The 19,328-nt window shown below is 67.4% G+C and carries 18 protein-coding genes; 8 read left to right on the forward strand and 10 right to left on the reverse strand.

Annotated features, from left to right (window positions below; translation table 11 throughout):
* Positions 1 to 36 precede the first annotated feature (36 nt).
* From G4223_RS11715 to G4223_RS11730, 4 genes are read right to left on the reverse strand one after another with little or no spacing between them, the layout of a single operon-like run.
* Complete coding sequence (locus G4223_RS11715; RefSeq protein ID WP_163679627.1) at positions 37 to 552, reverse strand: hypothetical protein; 516 nt, start codon at positions 550 to 552, stop codon at positions 37 to 39.
* Positions 552 to 1,841 carry a CCA tRNA nucleotidyltransferase gene (locus G4223_RS11720; protein ID WP_163679629.1) on the reverse strand — a complete coding sequence of 430 codons (1,290 nt, stop codon included), beginning with the start codon at positions 1,839 to 1,841 and terminating at the stop codon, positions 552 to 554. The genes G4223_RS11715 and G4223_RS11720 overlap by 1 nt, the downstream gene beginning before the upstream one ends.
* Positions 1,841 to 2,449, reverse strand: coding sequence for an NUDIX hydrolase (locus tag G4223_RS11725; protein WP_241004082.1), 609 nt, complete (start codon positions 2,447 to 2,449; stop codon positions 1,841 to 1,843). The genes G4223_RS11720 and G4223_RS11725 overlap by 1 nt, the downstream gene beginning before the upstream one ends.
* A 20-nt stretch (positions 2,450 to 2,469) precedes the next feature.
* Positions 2,470 to 3,021: a DUF1285 domain-containing protein gene (locus G4223_RS11730; RefSeq protein ID WP_163679635.1), complete on the reverse strand. Its 552-nt coding sequence runs from the start codon at positions 3,019 to 3,021 to the stop codon at positions 2,470 to 2,472.
* A gap of 89 nt (positions 3,022 to 3,110) precedes the next feature.
* On the opposite strand from G4223_RS11730, the gene G4223_RS11735 reads away from it, so the two are divergent.
* The 7 genes from G4223_RS11735 to G4223_RS11765 all read left to right on the forward strand — a co-directional run bounded on the left by G4223_RS11735 (position 3,111) and on the right by G4223_RS11765 (position 12,560).
* Positions 3,111 to 4,136: an AAA family ATPase gene (locus G4223_RS11735; RefSeq protein WP_163680368.1), complete on the forward strand. Its 1,026-nt coding sequence runs from the start codon at positions 3,111 to 3,113 to the stop codon at positions 4,134 to 4,136.
* Positions 4,133 to 5,011 carry a DUF58 domain-containing protein gene (locus G4223_RS11740; protein ID WP_163679638.1) on the forward strand — a complete coding sequence of 293 codons (879 nt, stop codon included), beginning with the start codon at positions 4,133 to 4,135 and terminating at the stop codon, positions 5,009 to 5,011. Before G4223_RS11735 ends, G4223_RS11740 begins: the two co-directional genes overlap by 4 nt.
* Positions 5,005 to 7,695 carry a DUF4159 domain-containing protein gene (locus G4223_RS11745; protein ID WP_205762488.1) on the forward strand — a complete coding sequence of 897 codons (2,691 nt, stop codon included), beginning with the start codon at positions 5,005 to 5,007 and terminating at the stop codon, positions 7,693 to 7,695. The genes G4223_RS11740 and G4223_RS11745 overlap by 7 nt, the downstream gene beginning before the upstream one ends.
* Positions 7,692 to 9,734: a hypothetical protein gene (locus G4223_RS11750; RefSeq protein ID WP_163679641.1), complete on the forward strand. Its 2,043-nt coding sequence runs from the start codon at positions 7,692 to 7,694 to the stop codon at positions 9,732 to 9,734. Before G4223_RS11745 ends, G4223_RS11750 begins: the two co-directional genes overlap by 4 nt.
* A gap of 253 nt (positions 9,735 to 9,987) precedes the next feature.
* Positions 9,988 to 11,130, forward strand: coding sequence for a M23 family metallopeptidase (locus tag G4223_RS11755; RefSeq protein ID WP_338086872.1), 1,143 nt, complete (start codon positions 9,988 to 9,990; stop codon positions 11,128 to 11,130).
* On the forward strand, positions 11,111 to 11,581 hold the full coding sequence (locus tag G4223_RS11760) for a bactofilin family protein (RefSeq protein ID WP_163679644.1): 471 nt from the start codon (positions 11,111 to 11,113) through the stop codon (positions 11,579 to 11,581). The genes G4223_RS11755 and G4223_RS11760 overlap by 20 nt, the downstream gene beginning before the upstream one ends.
* Before the next feature lie 16 nt (positions 11,582 to 11,597).
* Positions 11,598 to 12,560 (forward strand): magnesium transporter CorA family protein, encoded by a 963-nt coding sequence (locus G4223_RS11765; protein WP_163679647.1) that lies wholly within the window; start codon positions 11,598 to 11,600, stop codon positions 12,558 to 12,560.
* A gap of 56 nt (positions 12,561 to 12,616) precedes the next feature.
* On the opposite strand, the gene G4223_RS11770 is transcribed toward G4223_RS11765, so the two are convergent.
* Positions 12,617 to 12,856 (reverse strand): DUF2934 domain-containing protein, encoded by a 240-nt coding sequence (locus G4223_RS11770; protein WP_163679650.1) that lies wholly within the window; start codon positions 12,854 to 12,856, stop codon positions 12,617 to 12,619.
* Positions 12,857 to 12,989: 133 nt separating this feature from the next.
* Between G4223_RS11770 and G4223_RS11775 the strand changes: the two genes are divergently transcribed.
* Positions 12,990 to 14,408 (forward strand): tetratricopeptide repeat protein, encoded by a 1,419-nt coding sequence (locus G4223_RS11775; RefSeq protein ID WP_163679652.1) that lies wholly within the window; start codon positions 12,990 to 12,992, stop codon positions 14,406 to 14,408.
* Here the strand turns inward: G4223_RS11775 and G4223_RS11780 are convergent.
* The 5 genes from G4223_RS11780 to G4223_RS11800 all read right to left on the reverse strand — a co-directional run bounded on the left by G4223_RS11780 (position 14,405) and on the right by G4223_RS11800 (position 19,327).
* The gene (locus tag G4223_RS11780; protein ID WP_163679655.1) at positions 14,405 to 14,839 is read right to left on the reverse strand and encodes a 3TM-type holin; all 435 of its coding nucleotides are present in this window, start codon (positions 14,837 to 14,839) and stop codon (positions 14,405 to 14,407) included. The two genes, G4223_RS11775 and G4223_RS11780, sit on opposite strands and share 4 nt — an antisense overlap.
* 5 nt (positions 14,840 to 14,844) lie before the next feature.
* Positions 14,845 to 15,309 (reverse strand): cell wall hydrolase, encoded by a 465-nt coding sequence (locus G4223_RS11785; protein ID WP_163679658.1) that lies wholly within the window; start codon positions 15,307 to 15,309, stop codon positions 14,845 to 14,847.
* A complete protein-coding gene (locus G4223_RS11790; protein WP_163679662.1) occupies positions 15,306 to 15,608 on the reverse strand; it encodes a hypothetical protein in 303 nt (100 codons plus the stop codon). The genes G4223_RS11785 and G4223_RS11790 overlap by 4 nt, the downstream gene beginning before the upstream one ends.
* 11 nt (positions 15,609 to 15,619) lie before the next feature.
* A complete protein-coding gene (terL, locus tag G4223_RS11795) occupies positions 15,620 to 17,104 on the reverse strand; it encodes a phage terminase large subunit (RefSeq protein WP_163679664.1) in 1,485 nt (494 codons plus the stop codon).
* Positions 17,105 to 17,212: 108 nt separating this feature from the next.
* Positions 17,213 to 19,327 carry an SPRY domain-containing protein gene (locus G4223_RS11800; RefSeq protein ID WP_163679668.1) on the reverse strand — a complete coding sequence of 705 codons (2,115 nt, stop codon included), beginning with the start codon at positions 19,325 to 19,327 and terminating at the stop codon, positions 17,213 to 17,215.
* Position 19,328 lies beyond the last annotated feature (1 nt).

The raw sequence follows: 19,328 nt of genomic DNA on the forward strand, positions 1-19,328 counted from the left end.
ACGACAGCGGGGCGGGGGGAAACTCCCGCCCTTTTTTCATCGCCGCTCGATCACCGTGACGACGCCTTGGCGGTCGCAATCCGCGCCGGTACAGGTCCACACCGGATCAAGCCAGATGTGATCCCAGGGAAAGCCCTTGCCGCCGGTGGCGCGGCGCAACGCCTCGGCACGCTTGCGGGCAAGCTTGCCTTCGCCGCCCGCCCGCACCCACAGCATGACGACCCCCGGATCGTCCCGCCACAGCCGGGTCAGCATATGCAGGGCATGCTTTTGCCCGTCGTCCAGTTCCGCGGAACCGGTGGGGAACAGCACGGTGACCCGTGTTCCCGGCACGCCGGCGCGATGGTTGGCGGTCTGCCGCACCCGCCCCCGGCGGTCCTTGAGCGTCATCTCGGCGTCGGCATCGCGTGGCGGCGGGATGAACAACGACAGATTGGCCGCCGCCGCCTCGACCGCCGCCTTGGCGTTGCCTTCGGCGATCGGCACCTCGGCCCGGACGGTTCCAGCCGACAGCAGCGCCGCCACGGCCAAGCCCCACGCAGCCGCCCACATCACACCCCCACCGCCTGACGCAGGCGGTCCAGGCAAGCGTCGCGGTCGGGGCGGTAGTCGCGTTCCTCCCACCATTGCTCGACCTGCGACAGAAAGGCACCGATGGACGGGCCACGCGGCACCCCCAACGCCAGGACGTCGGCACCGCGCACCGGCAACGCCACCGGTTGCCAGCAATCGGCCATGTCGAGCAATCGCGTCCATTGCACCGAGGCGGCGGCGCAGGGCCGCCCCTCGACCGCGCGCTCGCGTGCCCATCCGGTCAGTACCAGATCACGGAAGGTGTCTCCCCCCACCCGGCGCAAGGCCCGGCGCGCCGCAGTGTCGTCCATGTCGCGGCCGACCAGGACCTGGGGCACGGCGATGGCCGAAAGGCGCGTCACCTGTTGCCCCGACAGCTTGAGCCGCTCGCCGATGGCGGCGATGCCGTCGGCGTCGGTTTCCAGCACCACGCCCAGCCGGCGAATGCCGTCCACCTCCACATGGGGACGGACCAAGGCCCGGCTTTCCAGCCAGCTCAGCACCTTGAGCGCGCCGAAGGCCCGCGCCTCGGGCAGGATGTGCTCCAGCACGCCGTTGCCATGCATGACCAGCAACACCCCGGCCGGGTCGGGAGCCTGCATCAGACGGATCAATTCGCCGGCCACCCGTTCGCCCGACAACCGCGACAATTGCGGCGCCATGCGCCGGCACGCCGCCAGCGCCTGGGGCTCCATGGGTGGACGGCCGTAATGGGCGAAGAAGCGGAAGAAACGCAACAGCCGCAGTACGTCCTCTTCCAGCCGCCGCATCGGATCACCGACGAAACGCACGATGCCGGCCCCCAAATCGGCCAAGCCGTTGAACGGGTCGTAGATGCGTCCCTGGGGGTCGGCGCACATGGCGTTCATGGTGAAGTCGCGCCGCGCAGCGTCCGCCGTCCAATCGTCGGTGAACGCCACCTTGGCGTGACGGCCAAAGGTCTCCACATCCTCACGCAAGGTGGTGATTTCGTAATGGGCCTTGCCGACCACCGCCGTCACCGTGCCGTGCGCCAGCCCGGTGGGAATGACGCGGATACCGGCGCGTTCCAAAAGCGCGGCCACTTTTTCCGGGGCGTCGTGAGTGGCGATGTCGATGTCCTTGATCGGACGATGCAGCACCGAATCGCGCACGCAACCGCCGACGAAACGCACGTCGGCGCCATCGGCGGTCAACGCCGCCACCACCGCGCGGGTCTCCGCCGCCTCCATCCATGGCTGCGGCGACAATTGCCCCAACGGTTCGGTGCTGCCGGGAACGGGACGCATCAGCCCGGCCCCAACACTTCGGACAGATTGACCAGGATGCCGGCTGTCGCCCCCCAGATCACCCGCTGTTCCCAGGTCATGGACCAGAACGGCCGGTGCCGCCCCTCGACCACCACCCGGTTCAGGGTATGGTTTTCCGGGTCCATCAGGAATTCCAGCGGCACCTCGAACGCCTCGGCCACCTCGAACGGGTCGGGCGACAGCTCGAACGGCGGCTCGACCACGCCCACCAGCGGCGTGATGGCGAAGCCAGTGCCGGTGAGATAGGGATCAAGCCGCCCCAGCACGGTGACCCGCGTCCGCGACAGACCGATTTCCTCTTCGGTTTCGCGCAACGCGGCGATTGTCGGGTCGCCATCGTCGGCGTCCTCCAGACGGCCGCCGGGAAAACTGATCTGGCCGGGGTGGTGGGCAAGATGGTCGGTGCGCCGGGTCAGAAGCACGGTCCAGCCTTCGGACCGCTCCACCAAAGGCACCAGAACGGCGGCCGGGGTCGGCGGCCGGTCAAGGGCGACACGACCGGGACGCACCGCGTCGGGCGGCCCATCGACCGCCGCTTCCAGCATGGCGTCGCCGCGACCGGCCGGGTCGAAGCCGGCGGTCAGCAAGCGGGCGATATCAGCCCGTTTCAGGCGGGATCGTCCAACCGTCCCAGGGGGAAAAAGGTTCCGCTGCTCCATAATCCGTAATGTTCTTCTCCGTCCACCGTCTCGGTGAAACCCTGCGCCACCAGGTCATAGTACACCGAACGGGTCAGGCGCGCCTCCAATCCGTCACGCACCAGGACGTACGGGACAAGCTCGCCGCTTTCCCCGCATTCCCGGATGCACAAGGGGTGGCCGTCGTCCACCGTGACCAGTTCATCCATGTTGGTGCGAAAACTCACCACCTTGTCGCGGCCACAGCCGCATGTGAACATCTCGACCGCCAGGAACGGCACGTCGTCCACCTGGATGGTGCCCATCTCCTCGGGTGTCACCAGCCAGTACGACCCGTCGGCGCGCCGTTCCAGCACCGACGCGAACAAACAGACCATCTCTTTGCGGTCGATCGGCGAGCCGTGGTAAAACCAACGGCCGTTCCGGTCGATCCTGAGACCAAGGTCACCACAATCGGTCGGCGGCCGGCACCGTTTCGCGGAGCCGTCGGCGCGGGTCTGAGGCTGGGTCACCAAATCCATGTTCTCCAAGTCGCGTCGCATACCTTCAGTTACGTTTGGTTTTCGCGCCGTTTTTCAACCGGCAGCCCGGAGCCCAGCCCGTGAAATCCATGACCGGTCCTGAAACCATCTCCCGTATCGACGTCCCGGCACCCGAGGCCCAATCCATCGTGCGGGCGGCCGAAGACCTTTCCGCCCGCGTCCATGCCGCGCGCGACGCCGTCGGGCGCGTCATCTTCGGGCAGTCTCGGGTGATCGATGAAACTCTTATCACGCTGCTGGCGGGGGGTCACGCCCTGTTGATCGGCGTGCCGGGGCTGGCCAAGACCCGTCTGGTGCAGACGCTGGGCGTGGTGTTGGGGCTCGATGACCGCCGGGTCCAGTTCACCCCCGACCTGATGCCGGCGGACATCCTGGGGTCCGAGGTGCTGGAGGAAGCGCCCACCGGCGCCCGTTCGTTCCGCTTCGTCAAGGGGCCGGTGTTCTGTCAGTTGCTGATGGCCGACGAGATCAACCGCGCCAGCCCGCGCACCCAATCGGCGCTGCTTCAAGCCATGCAGGAACACAAGGTTTCCATCGCCGGAACCTATCATTCCCTGCCGGCGCCGTTCCATGTGCTGGCCACCCAGAACCCGCTGGAACAGGAAGGCACCTATCCGTTGCCCGAGGCGCAACTGGATCGTTTCCTGATGCAGATCGACGTCGGCTATCCCGATCTCGAGGCGGAACGCCGCATGTTGCTGGCCACCACCGGCGCCGCCGAGGCCGAGATTCAGGCGGTGATGGATGCCGACGACCTGTTGGCGGCACAGCAGTTGGTCCGCCGGCTGCCGGTGGGGGAAACGGTGGTCGAGGCCATCCTGACCCTGGTGCGTGCCGGCCGGCCGGAAAGCTCGCCCCTGGATCTGGTGCGTACCGCGGTGGCCTGGGGGCCCGGACCGCGTGCCGCCCAGGCGCTGATGCTGGCGTCGCGCGCCCGCGCCCTGCTCGACGGCCGGCTGGCACCGTCGCTGGACGATGTCCTGGCCCTGGCGCCGCCCATCCTGCGCCATCGCATGGCGCTCACCTTCGCCGCCCGCGCCGACGGAGTCAGCGTGGACCATGTCATCGCCAAACTGATCGAGGTGGTGGCGTGAGCCTTTCTCCCGCCCAGGGGAAAGCGCAGGAACTGGCGGCGCGCCTGCCGCCCTTGCTGTTGGCCGCCGAGCGGGTGGCCGCAACGGTGGCCGGCGGCAGCCACGGCCGGCGCCGCGCCGGATCGGGCGAAACCTTTTGGCAATTCCGCACCGCCCAGCCGGGCGATTCCCTGGGGGCTATCGACTGGCGGCAATCGGCCCGCGCCCAGGGCCTGTTCGTGCGCGAAACCGAATGGGCGGCAGCCCAGGTGGTGGGAATGTGGCGCGACGCTTCGGCGTCGATGGCGTGGCGGTCGTCGCCGGCCTTGCCGCAAAAGAACGAGCGGGCCGAGCTGTTGCTGCTGGCCCTGGCGGCAACCTTGCTCAAGGCCGGTGAGAAGGTGGCGCTGGTGTCGGGCGGCCTGCCGCCGGTGACCGGCGGCACGGCGCTGGAGCGCCTGGCCCTGGCCCTGGACCAGGACGGTGCCGCGCTGCCGCCGCCGGGCCGCCTGCCCCGCCACACCCAACGGGTGCTGGTGTCGGATTTCCTGATGCCCCTGGCCGAGATCGAGGCCGCGTTGCGCCCTTTGGCGGCCGAAGGCGGCGGCGGCCATCTGGTGCAGGTTTTGGACCCGGCCGAGGAAACCCTGCCCTATCGCGGCCGCATCCGTTTCCTCGGTCTCGAGGGCGAAGGTGAAATGCTGGCCCGCCGGGCCGAGGATCTGCGCGTACCCTATGCCAAGGCCCTGGCCGCCCATCGCGACGGATTGGCCGCGCTGGCGCGCTCCTTGGGCTGGGACTTCGCGATCCACCACACCGACCAGCCGCCCCAGATGGCCTTGCTGGCCCTGCACCAACGGCTGTCGCAGCCCCGCTTCGAGCGTCGCCGATGCTGAGCATCGGCCCCCTGGCCCTGGCCGAACCGTGGGCGTTGACCGCGACCCTGGCGTTACCGGCGCTGTGGCTGCTGTTGCGCGTCGCTCCCCCCAGCCCGCGCCGGGTCGGCTTTCCGGCGCTGCGGCTGTTGCTGGGGCTCGACGGCCACGAAGACAGCGCCGCCAGGACGCCATGGTGGGTCCTGGTGCTGCGGCTGGCTCTGGCGACGTTGGTCATCGCCGCCGCCGCCGGGCCGGTTCTGCATCCCGTGCCGGTTTCGGCGTCGGCCGGCCAGCCGCTGGTGCTGGTGGTCGACGATTCCTGGGCGGCGGCCCGCGACTGGAACGCCCGCCGCGCCTTTCTCGACGCCCGTCTGGCCCGCGCCGAACGCGAGGGACGGGCGGTGATGGTGGTCCCCACCACCCCCCCGGCCGATGGCGGTCCCCCGGTTCCATCGCAATTGATGCCTGCCGCCCAGGCCCGCTCGGCGGTGGCGGCGCTGACGCCCAAACCGTGGCCCCCCGACCGGGCGACGGTCGCCGCCCACATCCGCGCCCTGCCCCGCGACCGGGTTGCCGAGGTGGTGTGGCTGGCCGACGGCGTCGATGACGGACACGGCACCGAACTGGCACAGGCGCTGCAAACCCTGGGCGGCGGCGTCGAGATGGTTCTGGGCCGCAGCGGCCGGCTGTTGCTGCCGCCGGCCGAAACCATCGCCCACGACCGTCTGGAAATCCGGGTCCAGCGGCTGGAAGGCGATGGTGCCGAAGCGGTCGCGGTCCGCGCGCTGGACGGCAGCGGCCGCGTCCTGGCCCGTGCCGAGGGAAACTTGGGAGCCACCGCCCGCGAAACGACCCTGACGCTGGTTCTGCCCGGCGACCTTGGCAACCGTGCCGCCCGCCTGTCCATCGAGGACGAGGACGGCGCCCAGTCCACGCTTCTTTTGGACGAACGCTGGCGCCGCCGGTTGGTCGGTCTGGCGGGGGAAGACGCCGCCGCCCCCTTGCTGTCGGCCTTGACCTATGTGGAACGCGCCCTGGCCCCCGGCGCCGAATTGCGGCGCGGAACGCTGGCGCAATTGCTGGACGGCGCCCCGGCGGCCATGGTGCTGGCCGACATGCCGGTACCGTCGGGCACCACCGGCCAACGGCTGGGGCAATGGGTCGACCAGGGCGGCGTGCTGATCCGCTTCGCCGGTCCCATGCTGGCCCAGGCGGCCATTGGCGGCGCTGTTCCCGATCCCTTGCTGCCGGTTAGACTCAGGGGCGGCGGCCGTTCGCTGGGCGGCGCCATGAGCTGGACCACGCCCCAATCCCTGGCCGCCTTCACCGAGAACACCCCGTTCGCGGGCCTTGCCCTTCCCGCCGATGTCACCGTCACCGCCCAGGTGTTGGCCGAACCGTCGCTGGATCTGGCCGAACGCACCTGGGCCCGGCTGGCCGACGGCACACCTTTGGTCACCGGCGCGCGGCACGGCAAGGGCTGGACCGTGCTGGTCCACACCACCGCCAACGCGTCGTGGAGCAACCTTGCCCTTTCGGGATTGTTCGTGGACATGCTGAAACGGCTGGTCGAATTGTCGGATGGCGGCACCGTACCGGGCGAGGGACCGTTGCCGCCGACCCTGGTGCTCGACGGCTTCGGCCGGCTGGTGGCGCCGGGGGCCGCCGCCACCGCCTTGCCCAATGACGGCGTCACGGTGGCACCGGGACCACGACACCCCCCCGGCCTGTACGGTGACGATGGCGGACGGCGAGCGTTGAATCTGGCGCCCTCCCTGCCGCCGCTGGCGGCGTTGACGCCGCCGGCCGGAGTGGCCCTCGGCCATCTCGGCACCCCGGAACGGGAACGCGACCTGCGCCCGCCGCTGTTGGCCGCCGCCTTGGCGTTGCTGGCCCTCGACCTGTTGTTGGCGCTGGGCTTGCGCGGCGCCCTGCGAAGCGGCACGGCGGTCGCGGCGATCCTGCTGTCCACCATCCCCGACAGCCGGGCGGCCGATGTCGCCGCCCTGGAAGCGGCACTGGAAACCCGGCTGGCCTATGTCCGCACCGGCGACGCCGCCATCGACGCCAAAAGCGCCGCCGGTCTGGCCGCGTTGAGCCGGGTGGTGGGCGAACGTTCCACCGCCAGCCTGGGCCCACCCATGGCGGTGGATCTGGAACGCGACCCGGTGTTGTTCTTTCCCCTTCTTTATTGGCCGGTCACCCCCAGCCAGACCCCGCCCGGCCCCCAGGCGGTCGAACGACTGAACGCCTATATGCGGACCGGCGGCATGATCGTGTTCGACACCGCCGACCAGGCCGACCCGGCTGGCCCCATGCCACAGGCCACGCTGCGTCGGCTGACCGCCGGCTTGGTCCTGCCGCCGCTGGCGCCGGTGGACGAGGAACATGTGCTGACCCGCTCGTTCTACCTGTTGAAGGACACCCCCGGCCGCTTCGTCGGCGGCAACGTGTGGGTGGCCGATGGCGAGGTTCAAGGCAATGACGGCGTCTCGCCGGTGGTGATGGGCGGCAACGACTGGGCCGGCGCCTGGGCCGCCGACAGTGGCGGCCGCCCCCTTTATGCCGCCGTGCCCGGAGGCGAACGTCAACGCGAGTTGGCCTACCGCTTCGGCGTCAACCTGGTGATGTACGCGCTGACCGGCAATTACAAGGCCGACCAGGTGCACGTCCCGGCCATCATGGAGCGGCTGGGCCGATGAACGTCACCGCCTCGATCATGCTCGCGCCCTTGCTGCCCTGGCCGTGGCTGGCCGGGCTGGCCGCCGTCGCCCTGGCCGTGGTGGCGCTGGCGCTGATCCGCCGGGCACGCGGCGCCTGGTGGCGGCTTGGGACGGTCGCGGTGCTGGTCCTGGCCCTGCTTGACCCCCGGCTGGTCACCGAACAGCGCCAGCCGCTGTCCGACCTTGTCCTGGTGGTGGTGGACGACAGCGCCTCGCAACGTATCGGCGACCGCCGCGCCCAGACCGAAAAAGCCTTGGGCGAACTGCGCGACAAGCTGGGGCGCCAGCCCAACCTGGACATCCGGGTCGAACGGGTGGGCGGCGACGGCGAGGACGGCACCCGTCTGTTCGCCGCGGTGGACCGCGCCCTGGCCGACGTGCCGCGCCGCCGCGTGGCGGCGGTGGTCATGATCACCGACGGCCGCGTGCACGATCTGCCGACGGATGGCGGCGCCAGTTTGGGGACGCCGCTGCACGCCTTGATCACCGGCCATCCCGGGGAACGCGACCGCCGGCTGGTGGCGACACGCAATCCGGGTTACGCCCTGGTCGGCAAGACGGCCAGCATCGGCTTTCGGGTGGACGATCCCGGTTACGACGGCCCGGTCGCGGTGTCGCTGCTGGTGGACGGACGGCCACAACCGGCGCTCAGCGTGCCGGCCAACCACGAAACCCAGGTCGAAATCCCTGTCACCCATGCCGGCGCCACCGTGGTGGAGTTGGAAACCGAAGCCGGAGACGACGAGTTGTCGCTGGCCAACAACCGTCTGGCGATCGGCGTTTCCGGCGTCCGCGACCGGCTGAAGGTGTTGCTGGTGTCGGGCGAACCCCATGCCGGCGAACGCACCTGGCGCAACCTGCTCAAGGCCGACCCGGCGGTCGACCTTGTCCATTTCACCATCCTGCGGCCACCGGAAAAGGACGACCGCACCCCCATCCGCGAACTGGCGCTGATCACCTTTCCGGTGCGCGAGCTGTTCGAGGAACGATTGAACGATTTCGATCTGGTGGTGTTCGACCGCTACCGCCGGCGCGGCGTGCTGGCCGGCGCCTATTACCAGGCCCTGGCGGCATATGTGAAGCGCGGTGGCGCGTTGCTGGTCGCCTCGGGCGCGGAATTCGCCGAACCGGGCGGATTGTACGACACGCCGCTGGCTCCCATCCTGCCCACCGAACCCACCGGCCGGGTGCTGGAACAAGGTTTCGTCCCCCACCTGACCGATCTGGGCCGGCGCCACCCGGTGACCGCCGCCCTGATCGGCAACGGTCATTGGGGGGAATGGTTGCGTCAGGTTGCGGCGGTGCCCCGACGCGACACCGTGACCCTGATGTCGGGGGCCGACGGCTTGCCCTTGCTGGTGCTGGGAAAAGTCGGGGAAGGCCGCGTCGCCCAGCTTTTGTCCGACACCATCTGGCTGTGGGCGCGCGGATACGACGGCGGCGGCCCCCATGACGAAGTGCTGCGCCGGCTGGCCCATTGGCTGATGAAGGAACCGGAACTGGAAGAGGACTCGCTGTCCGCCGAGATCAAGGGAAACCGCCTTGAGGTGGTCCGCCGGTCGCTGGCCCCGCCGCCACCCGCGGTCACCGTCACCGACCCCGACGGCACCCGCACGACCTTGCCCCTTTCGCCTTTGCCCGATGGACGCGCCAGCGCCGCCGCGACCGTCGAACGTCCCGGCCTTTATCGGATCGACGACGGCGAGCGGGTGGCCATCGCCGCCGTCGGCAGTCTGGCCCCGCTCGAGGAAAGCGAACTGGCGGCGACGGCCGCGACGCTGGCGCCAGTTGCAACCGCGTCGGGCGGGTCGGTCCGCTTTCTGGCCGAAGACGGCGTTCCCGATTTCCGCAAGGTCGGCGAGAGCCGCACCGCCTCCGGGCGCGGCTGGGCCGGACTGGTCGGGCGTGGCGACAGCACCGTCTCCGGCGTGCGCGAAACCCCCTTGTTGCCGTCCTTGGCCCTGATGGCGCTGGCATTGGGGGCATTGGCCGCCGCCTGGACCCGCGAGGGGCGTTAACCCTGGGTTTCCGCCACCGCCACCCTGTGCGTATCCCATACTTCGATAATGTCGAACAGCGAGATCGTCTGGAGTTATTACCTATAGATTAACGCCTCCGAGGCGGATACACTGCGCCTCGCCAAAGCGCATCACCAATCCGCAAACGGCAGGGGTAGTCTCAGTGGCGGAATGGAAGTCCAGACAGCTCTTTGGGGATGGGAACGGGGATAGGATCAGGAACACCCTGGCGCGCCTGCTGCCCGATTGGCAGGTGTTCGTCCGCCACGCTGACGGACGTCCGAACCAGTTCACCATTCGCCGCAAGCATCAGATCGCGTTGCTGGCCAGCGCGGCACTGGTCGCGGTGTGGGCCGGCATCGCCACCACCGCGCTGGTGGCACAGCCGGATCGTTTGGCCGCACGCGAACGCGAACTGAACGAAATGATCGCCGCCGCCCGCGCCACCGAAACCCGGCTGGCCTCGACGGAAAAGCTGGTGGGGGACATCGCCCACGAGGTCGAGCAGGTTCACAACACGCTGGTCGCCTTCACGGAAACGTCGGACAGCCTGTCCAAGGATCCTCCGGGAGCCCGGCTGGCGCGTGGCGGGGCCACCCCCCGCATGCTGGCCGAACCGGCGGCGGCCGAGGGCGAGGACGCGCTTTCCGCCGGCGGTGCCGACGCCATGCGGGCACAGATGCGCCGGCTCGAGGAATCGCTGGACCGGCTCAAGCTGTCCTATACCCGCGCAGCACAACAGACCGCCGAAGCCGCCGCCAACCGCATCAGCCATACCGAGCGCCAGATCGCCCGACTGGGCCTGAACACCGAACGGCTGATCCCCGACGCGCGTCCCGCGGCGCCGGCGGCCCAGCCGCAAAGCGGCCAGGGCGGCCCCTTCATCCCGGCGCAGCCCAGCGCCGGCGAGGAACTGGCCATGGACGCGCTGGTCCAGCGCGTCCAGCAATGGAACGGCGTCAAGGCCGCCATGCAGCGTCTGCCGTTGGCCATTCCCATTCGCGGCGACATGCAGATCAACAGCGGCTTCGGCACACGCGCCGACCCGCTCAACCATCGCAGCGCCATCCACGAGGGCCTGGATTTCGGCGCCCCCATCGGCACCCCGATCTACGCCACCGGCGAAGGCGTGGTGACCTTGGCTTCGCCTTGGGACCGTTACGGCAACACCGTCGAGGTCGACCACGGCAACGGCATCGTCACCCGCTATGCCCACATGTCGCGCATCAAGGTCAAGAAAGGCCAGCGCGTGACCCGCTCCACCGTGGTCGGATTGGTCGGCAACACCGGCCGTTCCACCGGCGCCCACCTTCATTATGAAATCCGGGTGTCCGACGTTCCCAAAGATCCCATCAAATTCATCTCGGTAGGTCGCGATGTTCGGAAAAACCGCTAAACGCCAAGGAGCCAACGGCCAGACCGCCCTGCCGTTGTCGATCATCGGTTCCGATGTCCGCATCGTCGGCGACATCATCACCCAAGGTGAGATGCAGATCGACGGCCAGATCGACGGCGACATTTCCTGCGCCCGGCTGGTGGTCGGGGAAAGTGCCTGCATCACCGGCGCCATCAAGGCGGAGATCGTGCGCATCCACGGTCAGGTCAACGGCACCATCGTCGCCGATTCGGTCAAGATCGCCAAGACCGCGGTGGTGGTGGGCGACGTCACCCACGACACCATGGAAATGGAAGCCGGCGGCCATGTCGAGGGCCATCTGATCCGCAAGGGCGCCCAGCCGCCGACCATGGCGCTGGAAGCCCCGCGCCAAGCCTTGACCGCGCCCGAGGCCGAAACCGAAACCCCCGACGAGAAAGAGCCGGCCGCCGCGGTCCAGGCCGCGCAATAAAGCCGCCATCCGCGCCATGATCAGCGTGTATTCCGCCGATGGGCGCCTGTCGCGGGGCGGCCCGGAGATTCTTGTCCCCGACGCGGTGTGGATCGACCTGTTGTCGCCCACCCCCGAGGAGGAAGACGCCGTCGAAAGTCTGGTCGGCACCGACGTCCCCACCCGCGAGGAAATGCAGGAGATCGAGGCGTCGAGCCGGCTGTCGCGTCACGGCGACCATCTGGCGATGACCGTGCCGGTGCTGACCGATTCGTCGGGCCTCAACCCGCAGAACGTAGCCTTGACCTTCATCCTGGCCGGCGAGCGGCTGATCACCGTGCGCTACGGCACCCCCCAGGCGGTCGCCGCCTATCTGGAACGACTGGAGCGCCCGCATCCGCCCGTTTCCAAAGCCGGCGAAGTGCTGTTGTCGCTGGTTGAGGCGCTGGTCGACCGACTGGCCGACGTGCTGGAACGCATCGCGGCGGAACAGGACGCCATCTCGCACCGCATTTTCCACCATCCGAACCGTCCACGGCGCCGGTCCAGTTCCCGCGACCTTGAAGTCATGCTGCGCACCATCGGACGCGGCGGCGACCTTCAGTCCAAGGCCCACGACACCATCATGGGCCTGCGCCGCATGGTCGTCTTCCTGCCGGACGAACGTCTGGGCCTGAGCGACGGCAAGGTGCGGATCAAGACGGTGGGCCGTGATCTGCAATCGCTGGCCGAATACGCCACTTTCCTGGCCAACAAGGTGGCATTCCTGCTGGATGCCACTTTGGGCATGATCAACATCCAGCAAAACCACATCATCAAGCTGTTCTCGGTGATGGCGGTGCTGTTGATGCCGCCGACCCTGGTCGCCAGCATCTATGGCATGAACTTCCGCCACATGCCGGAACTGGACCATCCCTGGGGCTATCCGGCCGCGCTGTTGCTGATGCTGGTGGCGGCACTGGTGCCCTATTGGCTGTTCAAGCGCAAGGGCTGGCTCTGAAAACACCGAAAACCCCGGAACACGCAATGTGCTCCAGGGTTTTACACGATGTTGGCTCAGGCCTTGGGCGCCGCCTTCGGCTTGGCCGGCGCCTTGGCCTTGGGGGCCGCCTTGGGCTTCGGCTCAGCCTTGGGCTTGGCCGCGGCCTTCGGCTTCGGTTCCGCCTTGGGCTTGGCCGGCACTTTCACCTGCGCCTCGGCGGCGAACCAGAATTCCTGGTCGCGGCCGTCGGGACTTCCGGCGTCCAGCCACAGGCGATACGCGACATCCTTAATTTTTTCCTGCTCCGCACTCATCTCTCGGTTCCCCCGGGGTGCTGGTCTCGGACCTGACAAAGACTAGCCCAGGACAAGCCCCGGAACAATCCCCGCAACTTCATGCTTGCGTGACGATTCCGTGCAGGAAACACTCCCCCATCAGGGGGAGAGCATGAAACGACGCGCACCGCATTCTCACACCAACCGACCGGCCCGAACCGCCCGCCCGGCCCAAGCCACACGAGCTCATGACGAGGCGACCCGCGCCTTGGCCGAGGGCGGGCACGCCTGGAGCGCCGGCAAGATCGAAACGGCGGCCACCGCTTTCGCCCATGCGGCATTGCTGGCGCCGGACATGGCCCAGGCCCATTCCAACCTGGGCGTCGCCTTGCGGAAGATGGGCCGGGTCGAGGCCGCGTTGGCCAGCTATCGCCGTGCATTGGCGCTGACCCCCGACGATCCCGCGCTGCATTCCAACCTGGGCAACGCCCTGCGTGCCCTGGGCCGGCTGGCCGAAGCCGAGGAACACCTGTCGCGGGCCGTCGCCGCCCGGCCCGAGGACCAGTCCTTCGCCTACAACCTGGCTCTGGTGATCCGCGACCGCCGCCGCCAGAGCGAAGCCCGGCAACGGCTGGCGGCGTTGTGCCAGGCCAATCCCGCCAACGCCGAGATGATCTGGGATCTGGCGCTGACCGATCTTTACCTCAAGGACTACGTCCGGGGTTTCGCCGGCTACGAGGCCCGCTGGCGTCTGCCCCGGCTGCAAGCGCGCGACCTGCCCGGCGAGCGCTGGCAACCGGGGGCGGCGACCGCCGGCAAGCGCGTGCTGATCACCGCCGAACAAGGTTTCGGCGACGCCTTGCAATTCGCCCGCTTCCTGCCGCTGGTGGCACGCCAGAGCGCCGAACTGGTGGTGGAATGCCAACCGGAACTGATGGAATTGTTCGCCGCCATTCCCGGCGTGGCGCGGATGGTGGAAAAGAACGCTCCCCTGCCCGCCCATGACATGTGGGCGCCGATGATGAGTCTGGCATGGTTGTTGGGGGTGACATGGGAGACGTTGCCGGCTCCCCGATCCTATCTGACCGCGCCGCGCAAGCTGGCATCCCCCTTGGGACGACCGCCCGGCACGCGGTTGAACGTCGGTCTGGTGTGGGCGGGCAAGACCACGCCGCGCGACCGTTCGTGGCCGTTGGAGGAGCTGTTGCCGTTGATGGAGGATCCGCGCGTCACCTGGTGGAGCCTTCAGATGGGCGAGCGGGCCGCCGACCTTGGTACGGTCGGCGCCGACCGTCTGGTGCGCAATCTGGCGCCCCGGCTTCGCAATTTCGCCGACACCGCCGCGGCCATGACCGAACTGGACATGGTGGTCACCATCGACAGCGGCCCGGCCCATCTTGCCGCCGCCCTGGGGCGGCCGACCTGGATCTTGCTGCGTTACGTTTCCGACTGGCGCTGGTTGGACGAAGGCGACACCTGCGCGTGGTATCCCTCCGTCCGCCTGTTCCGCCAACCCACCCCCGACGACTTCACCACCCCGGTCACGACGATGAAGGCGGCATTGGACAAGGTGCTGGCGGGAATTCCTTAACGCGCCACCCCTGCCCGTTTCTCGCTGGTGCGCAGCCAGCTCATGCCGAGCAACGAGCCGACCAGCCCCAGAATGTCGCCGATGCCCATTTCCGGCATGGGCGGCAGGGTCTGTTGCCCCCAGGCGGCCTGCACCCAAAGCGTGGTGCCGACCACGAAACGCGGAATGTAGTAGACCGCCAGCGAGGCCGCGCACACCCAGCCGATGGCCGGACGCCAGCCGGCGACGAACACCGACGACGACGCGGCCTCGATCTTGTTCAGCTCGACCTGCAACTCGTCTTGGTGCTGTTTCAGTTTTTCCAGAACAGCCTGGGCCTGCAAGCGTTCGTCGTCGCTGGTGAACAGCTTGTCGAACACGTTGCCCAAGGCCTCGATGGGTTTGGCGACGCTGTCGCCGCCAGCCCCCAGCAAGGTGGACAAAAGAGACATCGTCCTTACTCCACGTCGTTGTAGAACAGATGGCTGCCGATCTCGGCCGAGGGGTCGCGCCCCTTGGCCCAATCGGGCATCAGGCCGCGCACGTGGTAATGGGTGGCCCCCCGCGTGGGATCGTCGAGGCCGCCGCCCACCGCCCGGCGCGCCACCCGCAGACAGACGCGAAAGACCCGGTCGGCCTCGGTCACCCGTTCCAGTTTGGCGCGGTTGGGGTCATCGGCGTTCCAGCACGAGAACTGCCACTTCTTGCGGCACACCGTTTCCACGCTGTTCCCCCACCAGCCGCCCTTGGCCACCCGGTTCATCACCACTGCGGCCACCGCCTCGATGCCGCGCACGGACTCGCCCCGCGCCTCGCCCCACAAGGTGCGGGCCAGCACGTCCACGGCCGAGCCCGGCTTGGCCGGGGCGGTCTGGCTTTCGCTGTCGGGATCGACATCGACGATCAGGATCGGCGCGGTCATGCCCGCCCGCCCGCGCCGACGGCGTCCAACTTGGCTTCGATCCGCACCAGATGTTCGGTCAGGCGGCGTTCGACCTCGCGCAACGTGCCGGTGGTGGCATAGGTCTTGGCCACCTCCAGCTTGTAGGCGGCCAACGCCTCGCGCATCTGGCTGCCGGCCGCCTCGACCTTGTGGTCCACTTCGTCCAGGCGGGAATCGGCCTCGGTCCGCGCCCGCCAGATCAACACGAACAGCCCGCCAAGCGCCGGCAGTTCCACCGCCGACACCCACCAGGCCAGATTAAGTCCCAGATTTTCCATGGTTCCTGCTCCTATATCTCGAAATCGGTTTGTGCCAGCAAGCCCGCGCCCCCCGGCCGCCAGTCGCGGCGTTCGCCCAAGACGCCGCCAGCACGGCCAAGGCGCACCGGCTGCGACGCCAGACAGCCGGCGACGGCGTCCAGTCCGTCGTCGCGCCCACGCCCGCCGGGCCGCCATTCGCGCATCTCGGCGACGAACGGCGTCGCCCACACCGTGCGGTGGGCATGCAGCACTCCCGCCGCCAGCACGGCGTCGAAGGCATCGACGATGCGTTGGTCCTTGGCCCGGCTGGAATGAATCTCGACCACCGCGCAGGGCAGACCGGCGGCCGTCATCTCACGCCGCAACAGACCGGGCAGGAAACGGCCCAGCCCGTTGCTTTCCAGCGTCACCGCCGGCAGATGCATCTCGCGGGCAAAGGTCACCACCTGCCGGCACAATTGGGTAGCCTCGTCCACCTCGCCCCAATCGGGGTCGTGCTCCAGATATCGCACCCGGTGCAGCCAATAGCCGCCCTCGGCGTCGGTGAACACCGCCGCCACCACCGAGGCGTCGCCCTTGCCCGGCGCGCCGTAGGCCGGGGCCCACCAGCACGACGCCGACACCAACCGTTTGCCGTCCAGCGACAGCACCGGCTGGCCGTTGCCTTCGGCGTAACAAAGCTCGGCGTCGTAAAGCCGCAGCCGGTCGGGATCGAGCCGGCCGTCGGCGACGTTCACCGGTTTCAACAGCATCTGGCTGTCGAACTTGTTGGGGCCGGTGCGGCGCCGGATGGCCGCCACCTTTTCCGGCGGGAAGCGTTCGGGCCAGGCGCTGTGGCCGGCGGTGTCGAGCAACGGGATTTCCAGCCGCTCGAACCCGGCCAGAAAGGGTTGCGCCTCGCCGCTCTCAAGGCGCGGTTCGGCGGCGTAGATGGTGTAATAGGAATGGGGCGTGCCGACGTAAAGCTGGGCCCCGCCCGGCACCAGCACATAGTCGATCTCGGCCAGCCGTTGGCGCAGGTCGGCCCGCTTGGGCGCGGTGTCGCAGGTGTTGGGAACCTCGACGTCGTCGCAGATGATGATCTCGGCCCGCGACCCGGTGATGTTGGCCCCGATGCCCTTGGCGACCATGGACGGGTCGCGCAGCTCGCCAGGGCGGTTGACGGTGAACTGGTCGCTGGCCCAATGCTCGCGACGTTTGGGCTTCAGCCCTTGGGTCAGGGGATGGCGTTCGATGATGCGTTTGACGTTGCGCACCATCTTTTTCGCCAGGGCGAAATCGGCGGCCAGCACCATGATGCGCAAGTCGGGATCGCCCACCAGCACCCAGGCGCAGAACAGCCCGACGATGGTGGACTTGCCCGACGAGCGAAACGCCATCAACAGCATCTCGCGCCGATGCCCGCGCCAATGGCGGGCCAGCCAGCGGGCCATGCGCAGGTGGTGGCGCGGTGTGGTCTGACCCAGACGCGCATTCCACACCCAGATGAATTCTGGAAAATCGACGGCGTTCATGCGCCGTCCTCCCCAGGGGGAGCAGGCATGGCAACCTCCTGTGGCGGATGTGAAAAGAAAACGCCCCGCCTTTGGAACCAAAGGCGGGGCGGAAGGAAACGGAGCGGGTTACGGATTGCCCTGGGCGTTGGCCGGCGCCCGATTCTTGGGCCCGACCGTCGGCTTCCTGTCGTAGGTGGCGACCCAGGTGTTGTCGCCGCTGACGTTGTAGGCCGAACTGGCGGTCCTGATCTTGAACCCGGTCGCCAGCTTGTCGGCGTGGGTGCCCCAGATTACCGCATTGCCGTTGACGCTCAAGGTCTCGGGCACCGCCCCGGTGAAGACGCACGGACCATCGGCATTGGCGTTGCCGGTGAAGGTGCCACCGGTCTGGCCGGTGGTGGCCGGAAGGTTGGCGGTACAAAGAGATTGGAAGCCATCGGGCGGGGTGAAGGCGAAAGGACGCTGGCCGAAATTCAAATCTGCCACGCCGTCATTACCATCGACGGATGGAGCATATGCCCCGCTCAAACCTGAAATTGCGGTGCTGAGAACACCGTTCTTGTACCAAGAAAGCGTGCCTGCATCCATATCCAGGGCCATGCCGATGATGTCGCCGGCTCCCCATGTCCCGTAAGAGACCCCCAGATAAGAGGACCCATTGAAAATCTCTCCATTGAAGCCGTTATACGACCAAACGGGACGGCCAATGCTGGATAAGCGATTGGTGATACCCGGCATTTGCGAATACGATGGACGGCTGACACACGACCATTCCCAATACCACTTACCAGCGGTGACCCAGATACTCGCAACCGCCCAATCATCATTCGTCCAAGTGCAACGCAGATTGCCATCAGAGAGCGTCAAGACGTTGATGGAGGGATTTTGATCCAACGGATTCAGCGTCGCATACACATTGGTCGGGCTGTCGCCCATCACGTCGGAAGCCGCGAAGCCAGATGCTTGCCACGAGTCTGTAAGACCATTGAAGCCGGCAGGCGGTGTATACGCAAATTCCGTCGCACCAAAATTATAGGTCAACGATCCTGCGAAAGGCTGGCAGCTTGTGGCCGGATAGACCGATCCGACAATGCCAGAATAAGCTGGATTCAGTCCATTGGCAGGATCGGATTGTGAAGACACTCCCATCCAGGTTCCGTTATAACCAAACCACAACTTTCCGGCAGACGCATCGTAGGCAAACATGATCGTGCCCCCGACAGCGCCGGCAGAACCGAAAGCCGAATACGAACCGCTGTGGTACTTCCTCGCCTGCCCGGCGGCCCAGCCCCAACCGCCAGCGGTGTATCCGACATAGTTGCTGAAATCAAATTCAGCCGTACAGATGCCGGAAACAATTCCGTCAAGGCTTAAGGCAGAGGAAATAGCAAGTTCCCAATAATACTTTCCTCCGACCATCCCTAGAGCAGTGCGGGTTCCACCAGCTGAGCCAGCATCCGCATAATTTAGGGTAAGCCCATCGTTCGTAAGCCCGAGGTACGTACTGTTCGTCGTCCCGGCTTGCATGGAAGCATACGACACGGGATTGCCGCTGGAATCCATGCCCAGGTTGGCCGCGTCCCACGGCTTGCCGAGGTAAAAGCCGTTGGTGCCGAAATCGACGCCGGAAACCGCCTTCGGCCGCCACGATCCGGTGACCGGGTCGATCTGTCCGAAGTAGCTTGGGTCAAGCGCGGAACCGTCGACCAGGATCGGTTCGGCCATGTAACCCTGAAGGAAATTGAGAGATCCACCACCAGTCGTCGTGCTGTCAGTGCGCCCGAGATAATGAATGACATTAGAACTGTTCACTGCGGTGAGTAGATCCACCGGAATGTCATTGCTCGTCTCAAACGCCGTCACGCGCTCCCCATTGATGTACAGGTCCACAATCTGAGACCTAGTGTCCACCGCCAACACGACGTGGTACCAAGCCGTAACGTCCCTGAGTACAGACGTGGTGACTCTCCACGACGAAACCCCACCAGAGACCTGAATTTTGTCATTCAGAACCTCAAGGCTGAACAGGCCGCTGTCATCGCCGGCACCGCCGACAAACAACAACCTCTGACGAACACTAAGGGCAGAGCGTCTGAACCAGCAGTTGAACGTAAACGTCTTGCGATTTCCCTCCACGGCCGGCGTGCGAGTCAGGTATTGCGATCCCCGGAACAACAGGGAATTGTCGATGGGATAGGCGGCCTTGCGGCCGCCTCCCAGCATCATGGTGTCGCTGAGCATA

This window comes from Magnetospirillum aberrantis SpK (genome assembly GCF_011022235.1).
In the GTDB taxonomy this organism is placed as follows: Bacteria; Pseudomonadota; Alphaproteobacteria; order Rhodospirillales; family Magnetospirillaceae; genus Magnetospirillum; species Magnetospirillum aberrantis.